Genomic DNA, 15373 nt, shown 5'->3' with positions numbered 1-15373 from the left:
GCGCGCAAGTATACCACCATCGCGCCGCTCCTGTGCACATTGCGCGTTATTTGATAATTGCCCTGAGTCCGTTACCATGTCGGGGCTGAGAATATAAGAGTCAATTCACTATGCCGAAGAAGAACGACGCACCGGCCAGTTTCGAAACTGCGCTGAGTGAACTGGAGCAAATCGTTACCCGTCTTGAGAGCGGCGATCTCCCGCTGGAAGAGGCGCTCAACGAATTCGAGCGCGGCGTGCAGCTGGCGCGCCAGGGGCAGGTCAAACTGCAGCAGGCCGAGCAGCGCGTGCAGATCCTGCTTTCCGACAGCGAAGACGCGAAAACCACGCCTTTCACACCGGACGCCGAGTAAATGGATTTTGCCAACGAGCTTCAGGCGCGCGTCGTGCGTGCCAACGACGCCCTGCGCCGATTTATTGCGCCACAGCCTTTTCAGAACACTCCTCTGGTTGAAGCCATGCACTATGGCGCACTCTTGGGTGGAAAGCGCCTGCGCCCGTTCCTGGTGTACGCCACCGGCAACATGTTCGGCATCAGCGATAACACGCTGGACGCCCCGGCAGCCGCCGTTGAGTGCATCCATGCCTACTCGCTGATCCACGACGATCTTCCGGCGATGGACGACGACGATTTGCGTCGGGGTCAACCCACCTGCCACATCAAGTTTGGCGAGGCGAATGCCATTCTGGCGGGTGATGCCCTGCAGACGCTGGCGTTCTCGATTCTGAGCGACGCGCCAATGGCCGAAGTGGCTGACCGTGACCGTCTGGCAATGATTTCCGAACTGGCCAAGGCCAGCGGCGTGGCCGGCATGTGCGGCGGTCAGGCGCTGGATCTTGAAGCGGAAGGACGTCAGGTTAATCTGGAACAGCTGGAGCGTATTCATCGCCATAAAACCGGGGCATTGATTCGTTCCGCCGTTCGCCTGGGCGCGCTGAGCGCGGGTGAGCAAGGGCGCAAAGCCCTGCCGATTCTGGACAGATACGCAGAAAGTATCGGTCTGGCATTCCAGGTTCAGGATGACATTCTGGATGTGGTGGGCGATACTGCAACATTGGGTAAACGTCAGGGTGCGGACCAGCAGCTTGGCAAAAGTACCTACCCCGCCCTGCTGGGTCTTGAGCAAGCCCAACGTAAAGCCCGGGATCTGATTGACGATGCCCGCCAGTCGCTGAATGAACTGGCTGCGCAATCGCTGGATACCTCGGCACTGGAAGCGCTAGCGGACTATATAATCCAGCGTGATAAATAAACTATATATCTCGATGAGCCTTTGATGAGTTTTGATATTGCCAAATACCCGACACTGGCGTTAGTTGACTCCACCCAGGAGTTACGTCTGTTGCCGAAAGAGAGCCTGCCGAAGCTGTGCGACGAGCTGCGTCGCTACCTGCTCGACAGCGTAAGCCGCTCCAGCGGCCATTTCGCCTCCGGGCTTGGCACGGTAGAGCTAACCGTGGCGCTGCACTACGTCTATAACACGCCGTTCGATCAGCTCATCTGGGACGTGGGCCACCAGGCCTATCCGCACAAAATTCTGACCGGACGTCGCGATAAAATTGGCACTATTCGTCAGAAAGGTGGCCTGCATCCGTTCCCGTGGCGCGGTGAGAGCGAGTATGACGTGCTGAGCGTCGGCCATTCCTCCACCTCCATTTCTGCGGGCATCGGTATTGCCGTCGCCGCCGAGAAAGAGAACAAGCAGCGCCGCACCGTCTGCGTGATTGGCGACGGTGCCATCACAGCGGGTATGGCCTTCGAAGCCATGAACCATGCGGGCGACATCAAGCCGGACATGCTGGTTATCCTCAACGATAACGAAATGTCGATCTCCGAGAACGTTGGCGCGCTGAACAACCATCTGGCACAGCTGCTCTCCGGCAAGCTTTACTCCTCGCTGCGTGAAGGCGGTAAAAAAGTCTTCTCCGGCGTACCGCCGATCAAAGAGCTGCTTAAGCGTACCGAAGAGCACATCAAAGGCATGGTCGTGCCGGGTACCCTGTTTGAGGAGCTGGGCTTTAACTATATTGGCCCGGTTGACGGCCACGACGTACTGGGGCTGGTCACCACGCTCAAGAACATGCGCGACCTGAAAGGCCCGCAGTTCCTGCACATCATGACCAAAAAAGGGCGTGGCTACGAGCCGGCGGAAAAAGATCCGATTACCTTCCACGCGGTACCGAAATTTGACCCGTCCAGCGGCTGTCTGCCGAAAAGCAGCGGCGGCATGCCGAGCTATTCAAAAATCTTCGGCGACTGGCTGTGCGAAACCGCCGCGAAAGACAACAAGCTGATGGCGATCACCCCGGCCATGCGCGAAGGCTCCGGCATGGTAGAGTTCTCTAAAAAATACCCTGACCAGTATTTCGACGTGGCCATTGCCGAGCAGCACGCGGTGACATTTGCAGCGGGCCTGGCGATCGGCGGCTACAAACCGGTTGTCGCTATCTATTCAACCTTCCTGCAGCGCGCCTACGATCAGGTGATCCACGACGTGGCGATCCAGAAGCTGCCGGTGCTGTTTGCCATTGACCGTGCGGGCATCGTCGGTGCCGACGGCCAGACGCACCAGGGCGCGTTTGACCTGTCGTTCCTGCGCTGCATTCCAGATATGGTGATCATGACGCCAAGCGACGAGAACGAATGTCGTCAGATGCTGTTTACCGGCTACCATTATCAGGATGGACCAAGCGCCGTTCGCTATCCGCGCGGCAATGCGGTGGGCGTTGAGCTGCAGCCGCTGGAGAAGCTGGCGATCGGTAAAGGTCTGGTTAAACGTCGCGGTGAGAAAGTGGCGATCCTGAACTTCGGCACGCTGATGCCAGAGGCGGCTAAAGTAGCTGAAACGCTGAATGCCACCCTCGTGGATATGCGCTTTGTGAAGCCGCTCGACGAATCCCTGATCCTGAGTATGGCGGAGGCGCACGACGTGCTGGTCACGCTGGAAGAGAACGCGATTATGGGCGGTGCGGGCAGCGGCGTGAACGAGGTGCTGATGGCAAACCGTAAAGCCGTTCCGGTGCTGAACCTCGGCCTGCCGGACTATTTCATCCCGCAAGGTACCCAGGACGAAGCCCGCGCGGCGATTGGCCTGGACGCTGCCGGTATCGAAGCTAAAATCCGCGCCTGGCTGGACTGATCCCTCCCCCCTTTTCCGCTCCTGCTATGCTTAAACGTATTGTTTAAACAGCAGGAGCGGAACCGTGCAATACACAACATTAGGAAAAACGGACCTTAAGGTTTCCCGACTTTGTCTGGGATGCATGACCTTTGGCGAGCCCGATCGGGGGAACCACGCCTGGACGCTGCCGGAAGAGAGCAGCCGTCCGATTATCAAACGCGCCATCGAGGGCGGCATTAACTTCTTTGACACCGCCAACAGCTACTCCGACGGCAGCAGCGAGGAGATTGTCGGCCGCGCCCTGCGCGATTTTGCCCGTCGGGATGACATCGTCGTTGCCACCAAGGTGTACTACCCGGTGGGCGACCTGCCGCAGGGCCTTTCTCGCGCGCAGATCCTGCGTTCCATTGACGACAGCCTCAGGCGCCTGAACATGGATTACGTCGACCTGCTGCAAATTCACCGCTGGGATTACAACACGCCGATCGAGGAGACGCTTGAGGCGCTCAACGACGTCGTCAAAGCCGGTAAAGCACGCTACATCGGCGCATCGTCGATGCACGCGTCGCAGTTTGCTCAGGCGCTGGATCTGCAGGCGCAGCACGGCTGGGCGCGCTTTGTCACCATGCAGGATCACTACAATCTGATCTATCGTGAAGAAGAGCGTGAGATGTTGCCGCTGTGCCATCAGGAGGGCGTGGCGGTCATCCCGTGGAGCCCGCTCGCGCGCGGTCGCCTGACCCGTCCGTGGGGCGAAACTACGGCCCGTCTGGTCTCGGATGAAGTGGGAAAAAATCTCTATGAAGGAACAGAGGCCAGCGATGCGCTGATTGCCGAACGCCTGGCCGGGATTGCCGACGATACCGGCGCAACCCGCGCCCAGGTAGCGCTGGCATGGCTGCTGGGTAAACGCGGCGTCGCGGCTCCCATTATCGGCACGTCCCGGGAAGAGCAGTTGGACGAACTGTTAAACGCGGTGGATATCACGCTGACGCCCGAACAGGTTGCCGAGCTGGAGACGCCGTATCAGCAGCATCCGGTGGTGGGGTTTAAATAAGCCCCATCTTTTTTGTAGGCCGGGTAAGGCGGAGCCGCCACCCGGCATTACAGAGCGTACAAACTCACGCGAAGTGATCGTACCCTTTCCAGTCCAGCGTAACCGGCGCACCGTCTTTCACAAACTTCAGCCCTTCACTCTCCGGCATGATCTGCCCGATACAGGTGAATTTCGCGCCAAGATGCGCTAACGCCACGTCGAGCGTTCCACGGTTCAGCTCCGGAACGGTAAAGCACAGTTCATAATCTTCACCACCGGACAGAGCCCAGCGCAGTGCCTGTTCAGGTTCAACATGACGAAGCAGTTCCTCTGACAGCGGGAACAGATCCAGGTCTACGCGCGCGCCGACACCGCTGGCCTTCAGAATATGGCCAAGATCTGAGATCAGCCCGTCAGAGAGATCGATAGCCGAGCTTGCCCGCTCGCGCAGCGCCTGACCGTGCAGAATACGCGGCGTCGGGCGCAGATGGCGTTTCACCAGATACGCCGCATCGTCAGCGTTCTTCACGGTTAAGCGATCCTGAAGAATCGCCAGGCCCGCGGCGCTGTCGCCCGGTGTACCGGTCACGTAGATCCAGTCACCGGGTTTTGCACCCGAACGCTTCAGCGCGCGACCAAGCGGTACATAGCCATGGATCGCCAGCGTCATCGACAGCGGCCCGGCAGTGGTATCACCGCCAATCAGCTGCATATCGTAGTAGTTAAGCTGCTCAAACAGCGCATCGCTGAATGCTTCAAGCCAGGCTTCGTCTACCTCAGGCAGCGTCAGCGCCAGGGTTAACCACGCGGGATCGGCCCCCATCGCCGCCAGATCGCTGACGTTAACCGCCAGCGCCTTATACGCCAGATCGGCAGGATCGATATCCGGTAAAAAATGACGTCCGCACACTAAGGTGTCGGTGCTGATTGCCAGCGTCTGTTTTTCGGGAATATTGAGAAGTGCACAGTCATCGCCGATGCCGGTTTCAACATCAAGACGAGAGGTTCTGACACGGTCGAAATAACGGGCAATCAGGGAAAATTCGCCGCATGCCATACGTTATGCCTCAGCAAATAAAAGAAAAAACCGGAGCCGCACTGCCCGTCAGGCAATGCAAAACTCCGGTTTGCGGATCACTTTTTGTGGGGACGGATCGCAGGTGCTGCTTTATCAAGTACGCCGTTTACAAACTTGTGGCTGTCTTCAGCGCCGAAGGTTTTCGCCAGTTCGATCGCTTCGTTGATGGCCACTTTGTACGGCACATCATCACGTTTAGACAGCTCAAACAGCGCAATGCGCAACACTGCTTTTTCTACCTGACCCAGCTCTTCGAGCAGACGGGACAGGTAAGGTTTCATCAGACCATCGAGATACGCGCTATTAGTCGCCACTCCCGACAGCAGTTCACGGAAGTACAGAACGTCAACGTCTTTCACGTCCTGTTCTGACAGGAACTGGTATTCAACATCAGCGATGTCGTTCTGGGACAACTGCCAGGAGTAAAGTGCCTGGACGGCACATTCACGGGCGCGGCGACGAGCAGCAGGTTTCACGGAATTCCCCTTACAAAAAAATCAGGCCTTGATGGCTTTCAATACATTGATCATTTCAAGCGCGGTCAGTGCAGCTTCTGCACCTTTGTTACCGGCTTTGGTGCCAGCACGTTCGATGGCTTGTTCAATACTTTCGGTGGTCAGCACGCCGAACGCGACAGGAATTTCAGCATCCTGCGCAACGTGTGCCAGACCGTTGCTTGCACCGCCCGCAACGTATTCGAAGTGCGCAGTGCCGCCACGAATAACGGTACCCAGCGCAATCACCGCGTCATATTTACCGGTTTTCGCCAGCGCGCCCGCCGCCAGTGGCAGTTCGTAAGCGCCTGGAACCCAAACAACGGTAATGTTGTCATCTTTAACCTGGCCGATACGTTTCAGGGCGTCAACCGCACCTTCCAGCAGGCTATCGTTGATGAAGTTGTTGAAACGCGCAATGGTGATGGCGACGCGAGCGTCCGGGGTAGCTACAGCAGCTTCAATAATGTTCATACTCTTCCTTTACGGGTTCATTTGGCCCCGCAGGGGGGCGGATTTTATCATAATACTTTGCGCACTGCTTCCCTATTTCGGGAGCAATTACGCTGTCGTTAAGTGGAGGCAGACATCCGGACCCACCGGACGAATCTCGCTAAATTTGAGTTGTGGTGCATCGGCCAGTTTTTCAAGGCCGGGCAGCACAAACAGGCCGCGCGCGTCACTGCCCAACAGTTTAGGCGCAACGTAAACAAGCAGCTCATCCACCAGCCCCGCCTGAAGCAGCGCGCCGGCAAGCGTCGGGCCCGCTTCGACCCAGATGCTGTTCACCTGCTGCTTGCCGAGCAGCATCATCAGCACCACCAGATCCAGATGCCCGTTATGTTCCGGCACTATGATGCTGCGCACGCCTTCTGGCCATTCACGCGTATCTTCCTTCGTGCGGGCAATCCAGGTTTCCCCTGGCTGCTGGACGATGCAGTGCTCCGGCGTCACGCGGTTCTGGCTATCAATGACAATACGCAGCGGCTGACGCAGGTTCTCCTGCGGATACAGAGCCTGGGTATCGGCATTCAGCTCGTCCCAGCGCACGGTCATGGCTGGATCGTCAGCCAGAACGGTTTCACTGCTGGTGAGGATAGCATGGCTTTGCGCGCGCAGACGTTGCACATCGCGCCTTGCCTGCGGAGATGTTATCCACTGGCTCTCGCCATTTGCCATCGCCGTACGACCGTCCAGCGAGGCACCCAGCTTAAGCTGGATATACGGGAACCCGGTACGCATGCGCTTCAGGAAACCTTTGTTGAGCGCTTCCGCGTCCTGCATCATCAGGCCATGGCTGACGTCAATGCCTTCCTGCTGCAGACGATACAGACCTCGTCCGGCCACCTGCGGATTCGGGTCCTGCATCGATGCAACCACGCGCGACACCCCCGCGGCAATCAGCGCGTCGCAGCACGGTGGCGTACGCCCGTGATGGCTGCAGGGCTCCAGCGTAACGTAGGCCGTCGCACCGCGCGCCTTCTCGCCGGCCATGCGCAGCGCATGAACCTCAGCATGCGGCTCGCCAGCACGATAGTGAAAGCCCTCCCCCACGATCTCGCCATCTTTAACGATAACGCACCCGACGTTCGGGTTGGGATGGGTCGTAAAACGACCGCGCTGCGCCAGCTTCATGGCTCGCGCCATGTACATCTCATCGTGCATGAGCTTAATCCTGTAAGCGGGCGATCTCTTCGCCAAACTCTTTGATGTCTTCGAAGCTGCGGTAGACCGAGGCGAAGCGGATATAGGCGACCTTATCGAGCTTTTTCAGCTGCTCCATCACCAGGTTGCCAATCATCTTGCTGGGCACTTCGCGCTCACCCAAACCACGAAGGTAAGATTTTATGTGGTTTAACGCCATCTCCACGTCGTCCGCGCTGACGGGACGCTTTTCAAGGGCCTTCAGCATTCCGCTGCGCAGTTTCTCTTCGTTAAACGGCTCACGCACGTCGTTACTTTTAACCACGCGCGGCATGACCAGCTCTGCCACCTCAAAGGTCGTGAAACGCTCGTTACACACCAGACACTGCCGACGACGGCGCACTGAAGACCCTTCGCCCACAAGGCGAGAGTCGATGACTTTGGTATCCACAGCGGAGCAGAATGGGCAATGCATACGGTATCCCTGTTATCTGGTTAACTGATTTTCATTTTACCCTGAACTGGCCTGACAACAAAGGAAGAGCTTTTTGAGAAAAAGGATCTATGTCTGACACAATGATGCTGGCTACCATTAGGACGATCCGTTATTTCAAGGAAATAAACGCAATGACAAGACGTTACCTGAAAATATTGCTGGTGGGGAGCCTCTTCACCCTTAGCGCCTGTGCACAGCAAACCGAAGTCCGTCAGATGAAACAGAGCGTCAATACGCTCAATACGGCGATGGACAAGCTAAACAAAGAAACGGTGAAGATCACCCAGCAAAACGCGCTGAACGCGAAATCTACCAGCGGGGTGTACCTGCTGCCGGGGGCGAATACGCCTGCCCTGCTGAACAGCCAGATTGGCACGCTAAAAATGTCTCTGGTGAATGTGGCGGCGAATGCCGATGGTACTCGCGCAACATTACGCATCAAGGGAGAGTCCAACGATCCGCTTCCGGCCTTCAGCGGCACCGTCGAGTGGGGCCAGATCCAGGGCACCACGGAGAACTACCAGGAGGTGAACGTGAAGAATCAGCTCTTCACCGCACCGGCCAGTGTTTTAGCACCCAGTGATGTGGATATTCCGCTTCAGTTAAGCGGCCTTACGCCGGAACAGTTAGGCTTTATCCGCATTCACGACATTCAACCCGCCGCGCAGTAATCCTCTCTTTTTTAGCGGAGTGAAATGTCACTCCGCTAACATTTACATTTCGTATGGATTGGCAACATAAATGATTGCCGCTACAATCCCGGCCGTTTAAAGTACGCAAACGTGAACGCAATCGATTACGCGTATGAGAGATATGTGAAACAACACATATTTTTGTGAGCAGGGATTCCTATAATAGGCACCGCAGAAACACGAAATATTTAGAAACGCAATTCGCGCATTTTTCACTCCCGGAAGGGAATTTCAATCAGTGGCATGATTATGAAAAAAACATTACTCGCAGCTGGCGCCGTGCTGGCACTGTCCTCTTCTTTCACTGTTAACGCAGCGGAAAACGACAAACCACAATACCTCTCCGACTGGTGGCACCAGAGCGTTAACGTGGTCGGCAGCTACCACACGCGTTTCGGACCTCAGATTCGTAACGATACCTACCTGGAATATGAAGCGTTCGCCAAGAAAGACTGGTTTGATTTCTACGGCTACGTCGATCTGCCAGTATTCTTTGGTGGTAACACCGATGCGAAAGGTATCTGGAACAACGGCTCTCCGCTGTTTATGGAAATCGAACCACGCTTCTCTATCGATAAGCTGACCGGCACCGACCTAAGCTTCGGGCCGTTCAAAGAGTGGTACTTCGCGAATAACTACATTTACGACATGGGCCGCAACGATTCTCAGGAACAAAGCACCTGGTACATGGGTCTGGGTACGGACATCGACACCGGTCTGCCAATGAGCCTGTCTCTGAACGTGTACGCTAAGTATCAGTGGCAGAACTACGGTGCCGCGAACGAAAACGAGTGGGATGGCTACCGTTTCAAAGTGAAATACTTTGTGCCAATTACCCAACTGTGGGGCGGTAACCTGAGCTATATCGGCTTCACCAACTTTGACTGGGGCTCAGACCTGGGTGACAACGATTTCCGTGACCTGAACGGTAAGAAAGCGCGTACCAATAACTCCATCGCCTCCAGCCACATTCTGGCGCTGAACTACGATCACTGGCACTACTCTGTTGTGGCACGTTACTGGCACAACGGTGGTCAGTGGAACGACGACGCCAGCCTGAACTTCGGCAACGGCGACTTCAGCGTCCGATCTACCGGTTGGGGTGGTTACCTGGTTGTAGGTTACAACTTCTAATCAGTGCGGGTTTCGCCCGGTGGCGCTACGCTCACCGGGCCTACGACCCAAATGTAGGCCGGGTAAGGCGTAGCCGCCACCCGGCTTTTTACTGCCTCACCTTGCGCAAAAAATCCGCCAAAGACCTGTCCGCACTTTCGCTAAACCGCCTCTCCGTAGCCACAATGTTGAGGCATCTGTCGAGCCGGAAACAGCGATAGTCATCGCGCCGTTCACACCACGCCGCCAGCAGCCAGCGCTCTCCCCAGAAGAACAGCCCCAGCGGCTGAACCTCACGATTAGACAGCTGTCCTGCTTCATCACGGTAATGCAGCGCCAGCACCTGCTGAGCGGAAATTGCCTGATGGATCCTGTCAAAATCGCTGCGGGAGTGGCTTTGCATGCAAAAATCCGGGGCGTAGATCCGCGTCTGCTCCGCCTTTCGACGACTCTCCTCGGGCAGAATCGCCAGCACCTTTTCCTGAGCCGACTCCAGCTCGCGCGACAGCGATTCCCCTCCCCAGGTTTTGAGCAGGCGAATCGCGACGATCAGCGCCTCGGACTCCTTATTTGTCAGCATCAGCGGCGGCAGGTCAAAGCCCGACATCAGCCGATATCCGCTCCCCGCCTCACCTTCCACCGGCACGCCGGAAAGCGACAGGTCGCGGATATCGCGGTAGACCGTGCGCTCGGACACGCCAAGCCGGTCCGCCAGATGCGCTGCCGTTGTCAGACGCCTGCCCCGCAGGATCTGCACAATCTGAAACAAACGGTCAGCGCGTCGGGTCATTTCTTAGTTCGCTCTCAGGCAGGTTGATGGAGGCCGACGCGGTTACCCTCGCTGTCGGTAAACAAGGCGATAGTGCCAATGCCATGCGGCAGTTCCAGCGGGCCAAACACGCACTCGCCGCCCGCAGAGGCGATGCGATCGAGCGTTGCCGCCAGATTGTCAGTATGCAGGTAAATAATAGCGCCCTGCAAAGACGGTGTAACGCCGTCAAATTTTGCCAGGGCGCCTCCGGTGGCGGGATCCTCATGCGGGAAAACCGCCAGCTCCGCACAGTCCATTTTCTCGCGACGCAGCGCAAGCTGCATCACCGGCTCATAAAATTTAATCGCGCGATCCATATCCAAGACCGGAATTTCAAACCAGTTAATGACGCTTTTCATACATCCTCCTGCCTGTTGTTTGGGTTCAGAAGGAGTCTACGACAGGGCTCCTGACAGCATACTGTCAGGAGTGTTTGTCAGGAGCAGATAAAAAAAATCCCGGTCAACCGACCGGGATTTCGATAACGCGCTAAACGTCGCCTTACGGCAGAATGGACGGCTGATCCGCCCCTTCTTTTTCGACTTTCTGCTGGAGCAGGTGCTCGCGCTTCATGCCGAGTTTCAGCGCCAGGGCGGACGCAACGTAGATAGACGACGCCGTACCGATGGTGACACCAATCAACATGGTCAAGGAGAAGCCTTCCAGAACCGGGCCACCGAACAGGAACAGCATCAGGATCACCATCAGGGTGGTACCGGATGTGATCAAGGTACGGTGCAGCGTCTGGGTCAACGACACGTTAAAGATTTCGTACGGCGTACCGCGACGGATCTTACGGAAGTTTTCACGGATACGGTCAGATACCACGATACTGTCGTTCAGTGAGTAACCGATGACGGACATCAGGGATGCCACAATCGTCAGGTCAATCTCAATGTGGAACAGCGACAGTATGCCCATGGTGATCACCACGTCGTGCGCCAGAGCGATAACCACACCGGCCGCCAGTCGCCACTCAAAGCGGAAACCGACATATACCAGGATGGAGATCAGCGCCACCAGCAGCGCCATCGCGCCGGTCTGCGCCAGGTCAGCACCCACGCTTGGGCCGACGAACTCAATACGCTTAACCGCCGCGTTCTGGCTGGTTGTTTCGTTAATCACGCTAACAACCTTACTGCCCAGCTCCTGGCTGCCGTTAGCATCGTGCACCGGCGGCATACGCACCATGATGTCGCGGCTGCTGCCGAAGTTCTGCAGCAGCGGCTCTTCAAAGCCCGCTTTCTGCAGCGATTCGCGCATCTGGTCCATATCGACCGGTTTTTCCAGGGAGATTTCAATTACCGTACCACCGGTAAAATCGAGACCCCAGTTAAAGCCTTTCACGCCCATAATGACGATGGACAGAATCAGCAGGAAACCTGAAATGCCGAAGGCCCAGTAGTCCCAGCGCATAAAGTCCCAGACTTTACGGCCGTGGTTCAATTGTTCAACAGTATATTCCTGTGCCACAACGCACTCCTCAGATAGACAGCTTTTTGACGCGCTTGCCGCCGTACAGCAGGTTCACGATGGCACGGGTGCCGACAATAGCGGTAAACATTGACGTTGCGACACCGATACCGGTTGTAATCGCAAAGCCTTTGATCGCGCCAGTACCCACTGCATACAGGATAAGAACCTTAATCAGTGTTGTTACGTTCGCATCGAAGATAGAGCTGAACGCGCCTTTATAACCTTCATCAATCGCCTGCTGAACAGAGCGACCGTTGCTCAACTCTTCTTTGATACGTTCGTTAATCAGTACGTTGGCGTCGACCGCCACCGCAAGGGTCAGAACGATACCCGCAATCCCCGGCATGGTCAGCGTCGCTCCCGGCAGCAGGGACATGATGCCGATAATCAGCACCAGGTTCGCGATCAGCGCGGAGGTCGCAATCAGACCAAACTTCTTATAGAAGAAGATCATGAACAGGATAGAGACCACCAGACCGGCCAGACACGCTTCCAGGCCCTGCTGGATGTTTTGCATACCCAGAGTTGGACCAATGGTACGTTCTTCAACAATCTGAATTGGCGCTATCAGCGCACCGGCACGCAGCAGCAGGGAGAGCTGACGCGCTTCGTTCGGGTTGTTAATACCGGTAATACGGAAGCTGTTACCCAGACGAGACTGGATATTGGCGATGTTAATCACCTCTTCCTCTTTCACCAGCACAGCACGGCCGTTTGCATCTTTCTTACCGCTGTCTTTGTACTCCACGAACAGGGTCGCCATCGGTTTACCGATGTTGTCCTTGGTGAAGTTAGACATGATGTTACCACCCGCGCTATCCAGCGAGATGTTAACCTGCGGCTGGTTGTATTCATCCTGGCTCGACGTGGAGTCGGTGATGTGGTCACCGGTCAGAATCACACGTTTGTACAGCACAACCGGCTGACCTTCGCGGGTCTGTTTCACTTCGGAGTCACCCGGAATACGGCCAGAAGCGGCAGCAGACTGGTCAACGTTGGTATTCACCAGACGGAATTCCAGCGTTGCGGTCGCACCGAGAATCTCTTTCGCACGCGCGGTGTCCTGGATACCCGGCAGTTCAACCACGATACGGTCAGCACCCTGACGCTGTACCAGCGGCTCGGCCACGCCCAGTTGGTTTACACGGTTACGCAGAATGTTGATGTTCTGCTGAACGGCATATTCACGCGCTTCTTTCAGGCGCGCATCGGTCATCACCGCGCGCAGCTGGTTGCTGCCCTGCGAGGAGATCACCAGGTCACGGTGACGTTGGGCCAGGTAATCTACAGCCTGATCGCGCGCCGCGCTGTCGCGGAACGTGATGCTCATGCCGTAGTTATCTTCTTTACGCACGGTGGTGTAAGCGATGCCTTTATCACGCAGATCGCTGCGCAGGCTGTCGATATTCTGTTCCTGCAGCTTGCCGAGCGCGGTATCCATATCCACTTCCATCAGGAAGTGAACGCCACCACGCAGGTCAAGACCGAGTTTCATTGGCTCTGCATTCATCGCAGCCAGCCAACGCGGGGTTGCAGGGGCAAGGTTAAGCGCCACGACGTATTTATCACCCAGCACGCCCATCAGCGCTTCACGTGCGCGGAGCTGCGTGTCGGTGGTGTCGAAGCGAGCAAGAATTGCGCCCTCTTCCAGTGCCACAGACTTAGCGGTAATTTTTTCTTCTTGTAACGTTTTCTGGACCTGGATCAGCGTTTGCTCACTGGCGGCGACACCGCGCGCGCCAGTGATTTGAACAGCCGGATCCTCACCATACAGGTTGGGAAGCGCGTACAGCAGGCCGACGAGAATCACGACGACCAGCATGATGTACTTCCACAAAGGATAACGGTTTAACACGGCAGTTCCCTTTGGGAAAAGTTGGGATTACAGCGCCTTCATGGTGCCTTTCGGCAGAACGGCAGCTACGAAGTCACGTTTGATGACCACTTCAGTGGTGTCGTTCAGGGCGATTGCAATGTAGCCACTTTCAGCCACTTTGGTTACGCGACCGACCAGACCACCGTTGGTCAGCACTTCATCGCCTTTCGCGATGGAGTCCATCAGCTTTTTGTGCTCTTTGGTGCGCTTCTGCTGTGGGCGCAGGATCATGAAATAGAAGATCAGACCGAACACAACCAGCATCAGAATCAGAGACATTGGGCTGCCCTGCGCTGGAGCGCCTGTTGCTGCTACCGCATCAGAAATAAAAAAGCTCATTCAAATTCCCTCATTATTAAAATTAATCAACGTTCAACGGTGGAACATCCCGCCCCTGACGTTGGTAGAAATCGGTCACGAAGCTCTCTAATTTACCCTCTTCGATAGCCTTACGTAAACCAGCCATTAAGCGCTGATAATAACGAAGATTATGAATGGTATTGAGACGCGCGCCCAAAATCTCGTTGCAACGATCGAGATGATGCAGGTACGCACGAGAATAATTGCGACAGGTATAGCAATCGCACTCGGAATCGAGCGGGCTGGTGTCACTCTTATGCTTCGCGTTACGGATTTTCACCACGCCATCGGTAACGAACAGATGGCCGTTACGCGCGTTGCGGGTTGGCATGACGCAGTCGAACATATCAATGCCGCGGCGTACGCCTTCAACCAGATCTTCCGGTTTGCCCACGCCCATCAGGTATCGTGGTTTATCCGCCGGGATTTGCGGGCAGACGTGCTCCAGAATGCGGTGCATGTCTTCCTTCGGCTCACCCACAGCCAAACCGCCGACAGCGTAGCCATCAAAACCTATCTCTACCAGACCTTTAACAGAGATATCGCGTAAATCTTCGTAAACGCTGCCCTGGATAATGCCGAACAGCGCATTTTTGTTCTGCAGGGAGTCAAAACGGTCACGGCTACGCTTCGCCCAGCGCAGAGACATCTCCATGGAACGCTTGGCGTAGTCCCAGTCGGCCGGATACGGCGTGCATTCGTCGAAGATCATCACGATGTCAGAGCCGAGATCGTACTGAATCTCCATTGATTTTTCGGGATCGAGGAAAATCGGATCGCCGTTGATCGGGTTACGGAAGTGAACGCCCTGCTCGGTGATCTTGCGGATATCGCCCAGGCTGAAGACCTGGAAACCGCCGGAGTCGGTCAGGATAGGGCCTTTCCACTGCATGAAGTCGTGCAGGTCGCCGTGGAGCTTCATAATCTCCTGACCCGGACGCAGCCACAGGTGGAAGGTATTGCCGAGGATAATCTGCGCGCCAGTGGCTTCAACTTCTTCCGGCGTCATCCCTTTTACGGTGCCGTACGTGCCCACAGGCATAAACGCGGGGGTTTCCACCACGCCGCGATCAAACACCAGGCGACCGCGGCGCGCGCGACCGTCGGTGGTATCGAGTTCAAATTTCATTTTTTCTCCGACGTCAGAAAAACAGTCCAACGTTGTAAAACGGTGC

General features: G+C 56.2%; 17 protein-coding genes. 6 read left to right on the top strand and 11 right to left on the bottom strand.

The features are described from left to right. Window positions 1-110: 110 nt before the first annotated feature. The 4 genes from xseB (at window position 111) to C6A40_RS00440 (ending at window position 4179) form a co-directional block, all read left to right on the top strand. On the top strand, window positions 111-353 hold the full coding sequence (gene xseB / locus C6A40_RS00455) for an exodeoxyribonuclease VII small subunit (protein ID WP_008503331.1): 243 nt from the start codon (window positions 111-113) through the stop codon (window positions 351-353). Next, complete coding sequence (gene ispA, locus C6A40_RS00450; protein ID WP_045335393.1) at window positions 354-1253, top strand: (2E,6E)-farnesyl diphosphate synthase; 900 nt, start codon at window positions 354-356, stop codon at window positions 1251-1253. It begins immediately after the preceding gene. Between the two features lie 24 nt (window positions 1254-1277). Next, the gene (gene dxs, locus C6A40_RS00445; protein WP_008503333.1) at window positions 1278-3140 is read left to right on the top strand and encodes a 1-deoxy-D-xylulose-5-phosphate synthase; all 1863 of its coding nucleotides are present in this window, start codon (window positions 1278-1280) and stop codon (window positions 3138-3140) included. A gap of 64 nt (window positions 3141-3204) precedes the next feature. Beyond that, window positions 3205-4179 (top strand): aldo/keto reductase, encoded by a 975-nt coding sequence (locus tag C6A40_RS00440; RefSeq protein WP_023343484.1) that lies wholly within the window; start codon window positions 3205-3207, stop codon window positions 4177-4179. A gap of 64 nt (window positions 4180-4243) precedes the next feature. Here C6A40_RS00440 and thiL read toward each other — a convergent pair whose 3' ends face one another. From thiL to nrdR, 5 genes are all read right to left on the bottom strand, one after another. Then, window positions 4244-5215: a thiamine-phosphate kinase gene (gene thiL, locus C6A40_RS00435; protein ID WP_021241664.1), complete on the bottom strand. Its 972-nt coding sequence runs from the start codon at window positions 5213-5215 to the stop codon at window positions 4244-4246. A gap of 77 nt (window positions 5216-5292) precedes the next feature. Continuing rightward, window positions 5293-5712: a transcription antitermination factor NusB gene (nusB, locus tag C6A40_RS00430; protein ID WP_006809908.1), complete on the bottom strand. Its 420-nt coding sequence runs from the start codon at window positions 5710-5712 to the stop codon at window positions 5293-5295. A 21-nt stretch (window positions 5713-5733) separates the two neighbouring features. Then, the gene (ribH, locus tag C6A40_RS00425) at window positions 5734-6204 is read right to left on the bottom strand and encodes a 6,7-dimethyl-8-ribityllumazine synthase (RefSeq protein ID WP_003859098.1); all 471 of its coding nucleotides are present in this window, start codon (window positions 6202-6204) and stop codon (window positions 5734-5736) included. Window positions 6205-6291: 87 nt separating this feature from the next. Continuing rightward, window positions 6292-7395 carry a bifunctional diaminohydroxyphosphoribosylaminopyrimidine deaminase/5-amino-6-(5-phosphoribosylamino)uracil reductase RibD gene (ribD, locus tag C6A40_RS00420; RefSeq protein WP_045335392.1) on the bottom strand — a complete coding sequence of 368 codons (1104 nt, stop codon included), beginning with the start codon at window positions 7393-7395 and terminating at the stop codon, window positions 6292-6294. A 4-nt stretch (window positions 7396-7399) separates the two neighbouring features. Then, window positions 7400-7849, bottom strand: coding sequence for a transcriptional regulator NrdR (gene nrdR, locus C6A40_RS00415; RefSeq protein WP_008503337.1), 450 nt, complete (start codon window positions 7847-7849; stop codon window positions 7400-7402). Window positions 7850-8001: 152 nt separating this feature from the next. Between nrdR and C6A40_RS00410 the strand changes: the two genes are divergently transcribed. After that, window positions 8002-8541, top strand: coding sequence for a DUF3251 domain-containing protein (locus tag C6A40_RS00410; RefSeq protein WP_008503338.1), 540 nt, complete (start codon window positions 8002-8004; stop codon window positions 8539-8541). Between the two features lie 270 nt (window positions 8542-8811). Next, window positions 8812-9696, top strand: coding sequence for a nucleoside-specific channel-forming protein Tsx (locus C6A40_RS00405; protein ID WP_031275068.1), 885 nt, complete (start codon window positions 8812-8814; stop codon window positions 9694-9696). An 88-nt stretch (window positions 9697-9784) separates the two neighbouring features. Here C6A40_RS00405 and C6A40_RS00400 read toward each other — a convergent pair whose 3' ends face one another. From C6A40_RS00400 to tgt, 6 genes are all read right to left on the bottom strand, one after another. Continuing rightward, on the bottom strand, window positions 9785-10465 hold the full coding sequence (locus tag C6A40_RS00400) for a helix-turn-helix transcriptional regulator (protein WP_023616119.1): 681 nt from the start codon (window positions 10463-10465) through the stop codon (window positions 9785-9787). A 14-nt stretch (window positions 10466-10479) separates the two neighbouring features. Then, on the bottom strand, window positions 10480-10845 hold the full coding sequence (locus C6A40_RS00395; RefSeq protein ID WP_045335391.1) for a VOC family protein: 366 nt from the start codon (window positions 10843-10845) through the stop codon (window positions 10480-10482). A 142-nt stretch (window positions 10846-10987) separates the two neighbouring features. Then, entirely contained in the window at window positions 10988-11959 is a 972-nt protein-coding gene (secF, locus tag C6A40_RS00390; protein WP_008503342.1) for a protein translocase subunit SecF, read from the bottom strand. A 10-nt stretch (window positions 11960-11969) separates the two neighbouring features. Continuing rightward, window positions 11970-13817: a protein translocase subunit SecD gene (secD, locus tag C6A40_RS00385; protein ID WP_114191217.1), complete on the bottom strand. Its 1848-nt coding sequence runs from the start codon at window positions 13815-13817 to the stop codon at window positions 11970-11972. Between the two features lie 27 nt (window positions 13818-13844). After that, window positions 13845-14177 carry a preprotein translocase subunit YajC gene (yajC, locus tag C6A40_RS00380; RefSeq protein WP_000007630.1) on the bottom strand — a complete coding sequence of 111 codons (333 nt, stop codon included), beginning with the start codon at window positions 14175-14177 and terminating at the stop codon, window positions 13845-13847. 22 nt (window positions 14178-14199) lie between these two features. After that, window positions 14200-15327: a tRNA guanosine(34) transglycosylase Tgt gene (gene tgt, locus C6A40_RS00375; RefSeq protein ID WP_003859110.1), complete on the bottom strand. Its 1128-nt coding sequence runs from the start codon at window positions 15325-15327 to the stop codon at window positions 14200-14202. Window positions 15328-15373: the final 46 nt, after the last annotated feature.

Source organism: Enterobacter sp. GER_MD16_1505_Eko_090 (assembly GCF_003331015.1).
In the GTDB taxonomy this organism is placed as follows: Bacteria; Pseudomonadota; Gammaproteobacteria; order Enterobacterales; family Enterobacteriaceae; genus Enterobacter; species Enterobacter roggenkampii.
The sequence above is the reverse complement of the archived record's forward strand: the minus strand, read 5'-3'. Positions and strand labels throughout refer to the sequence as shown.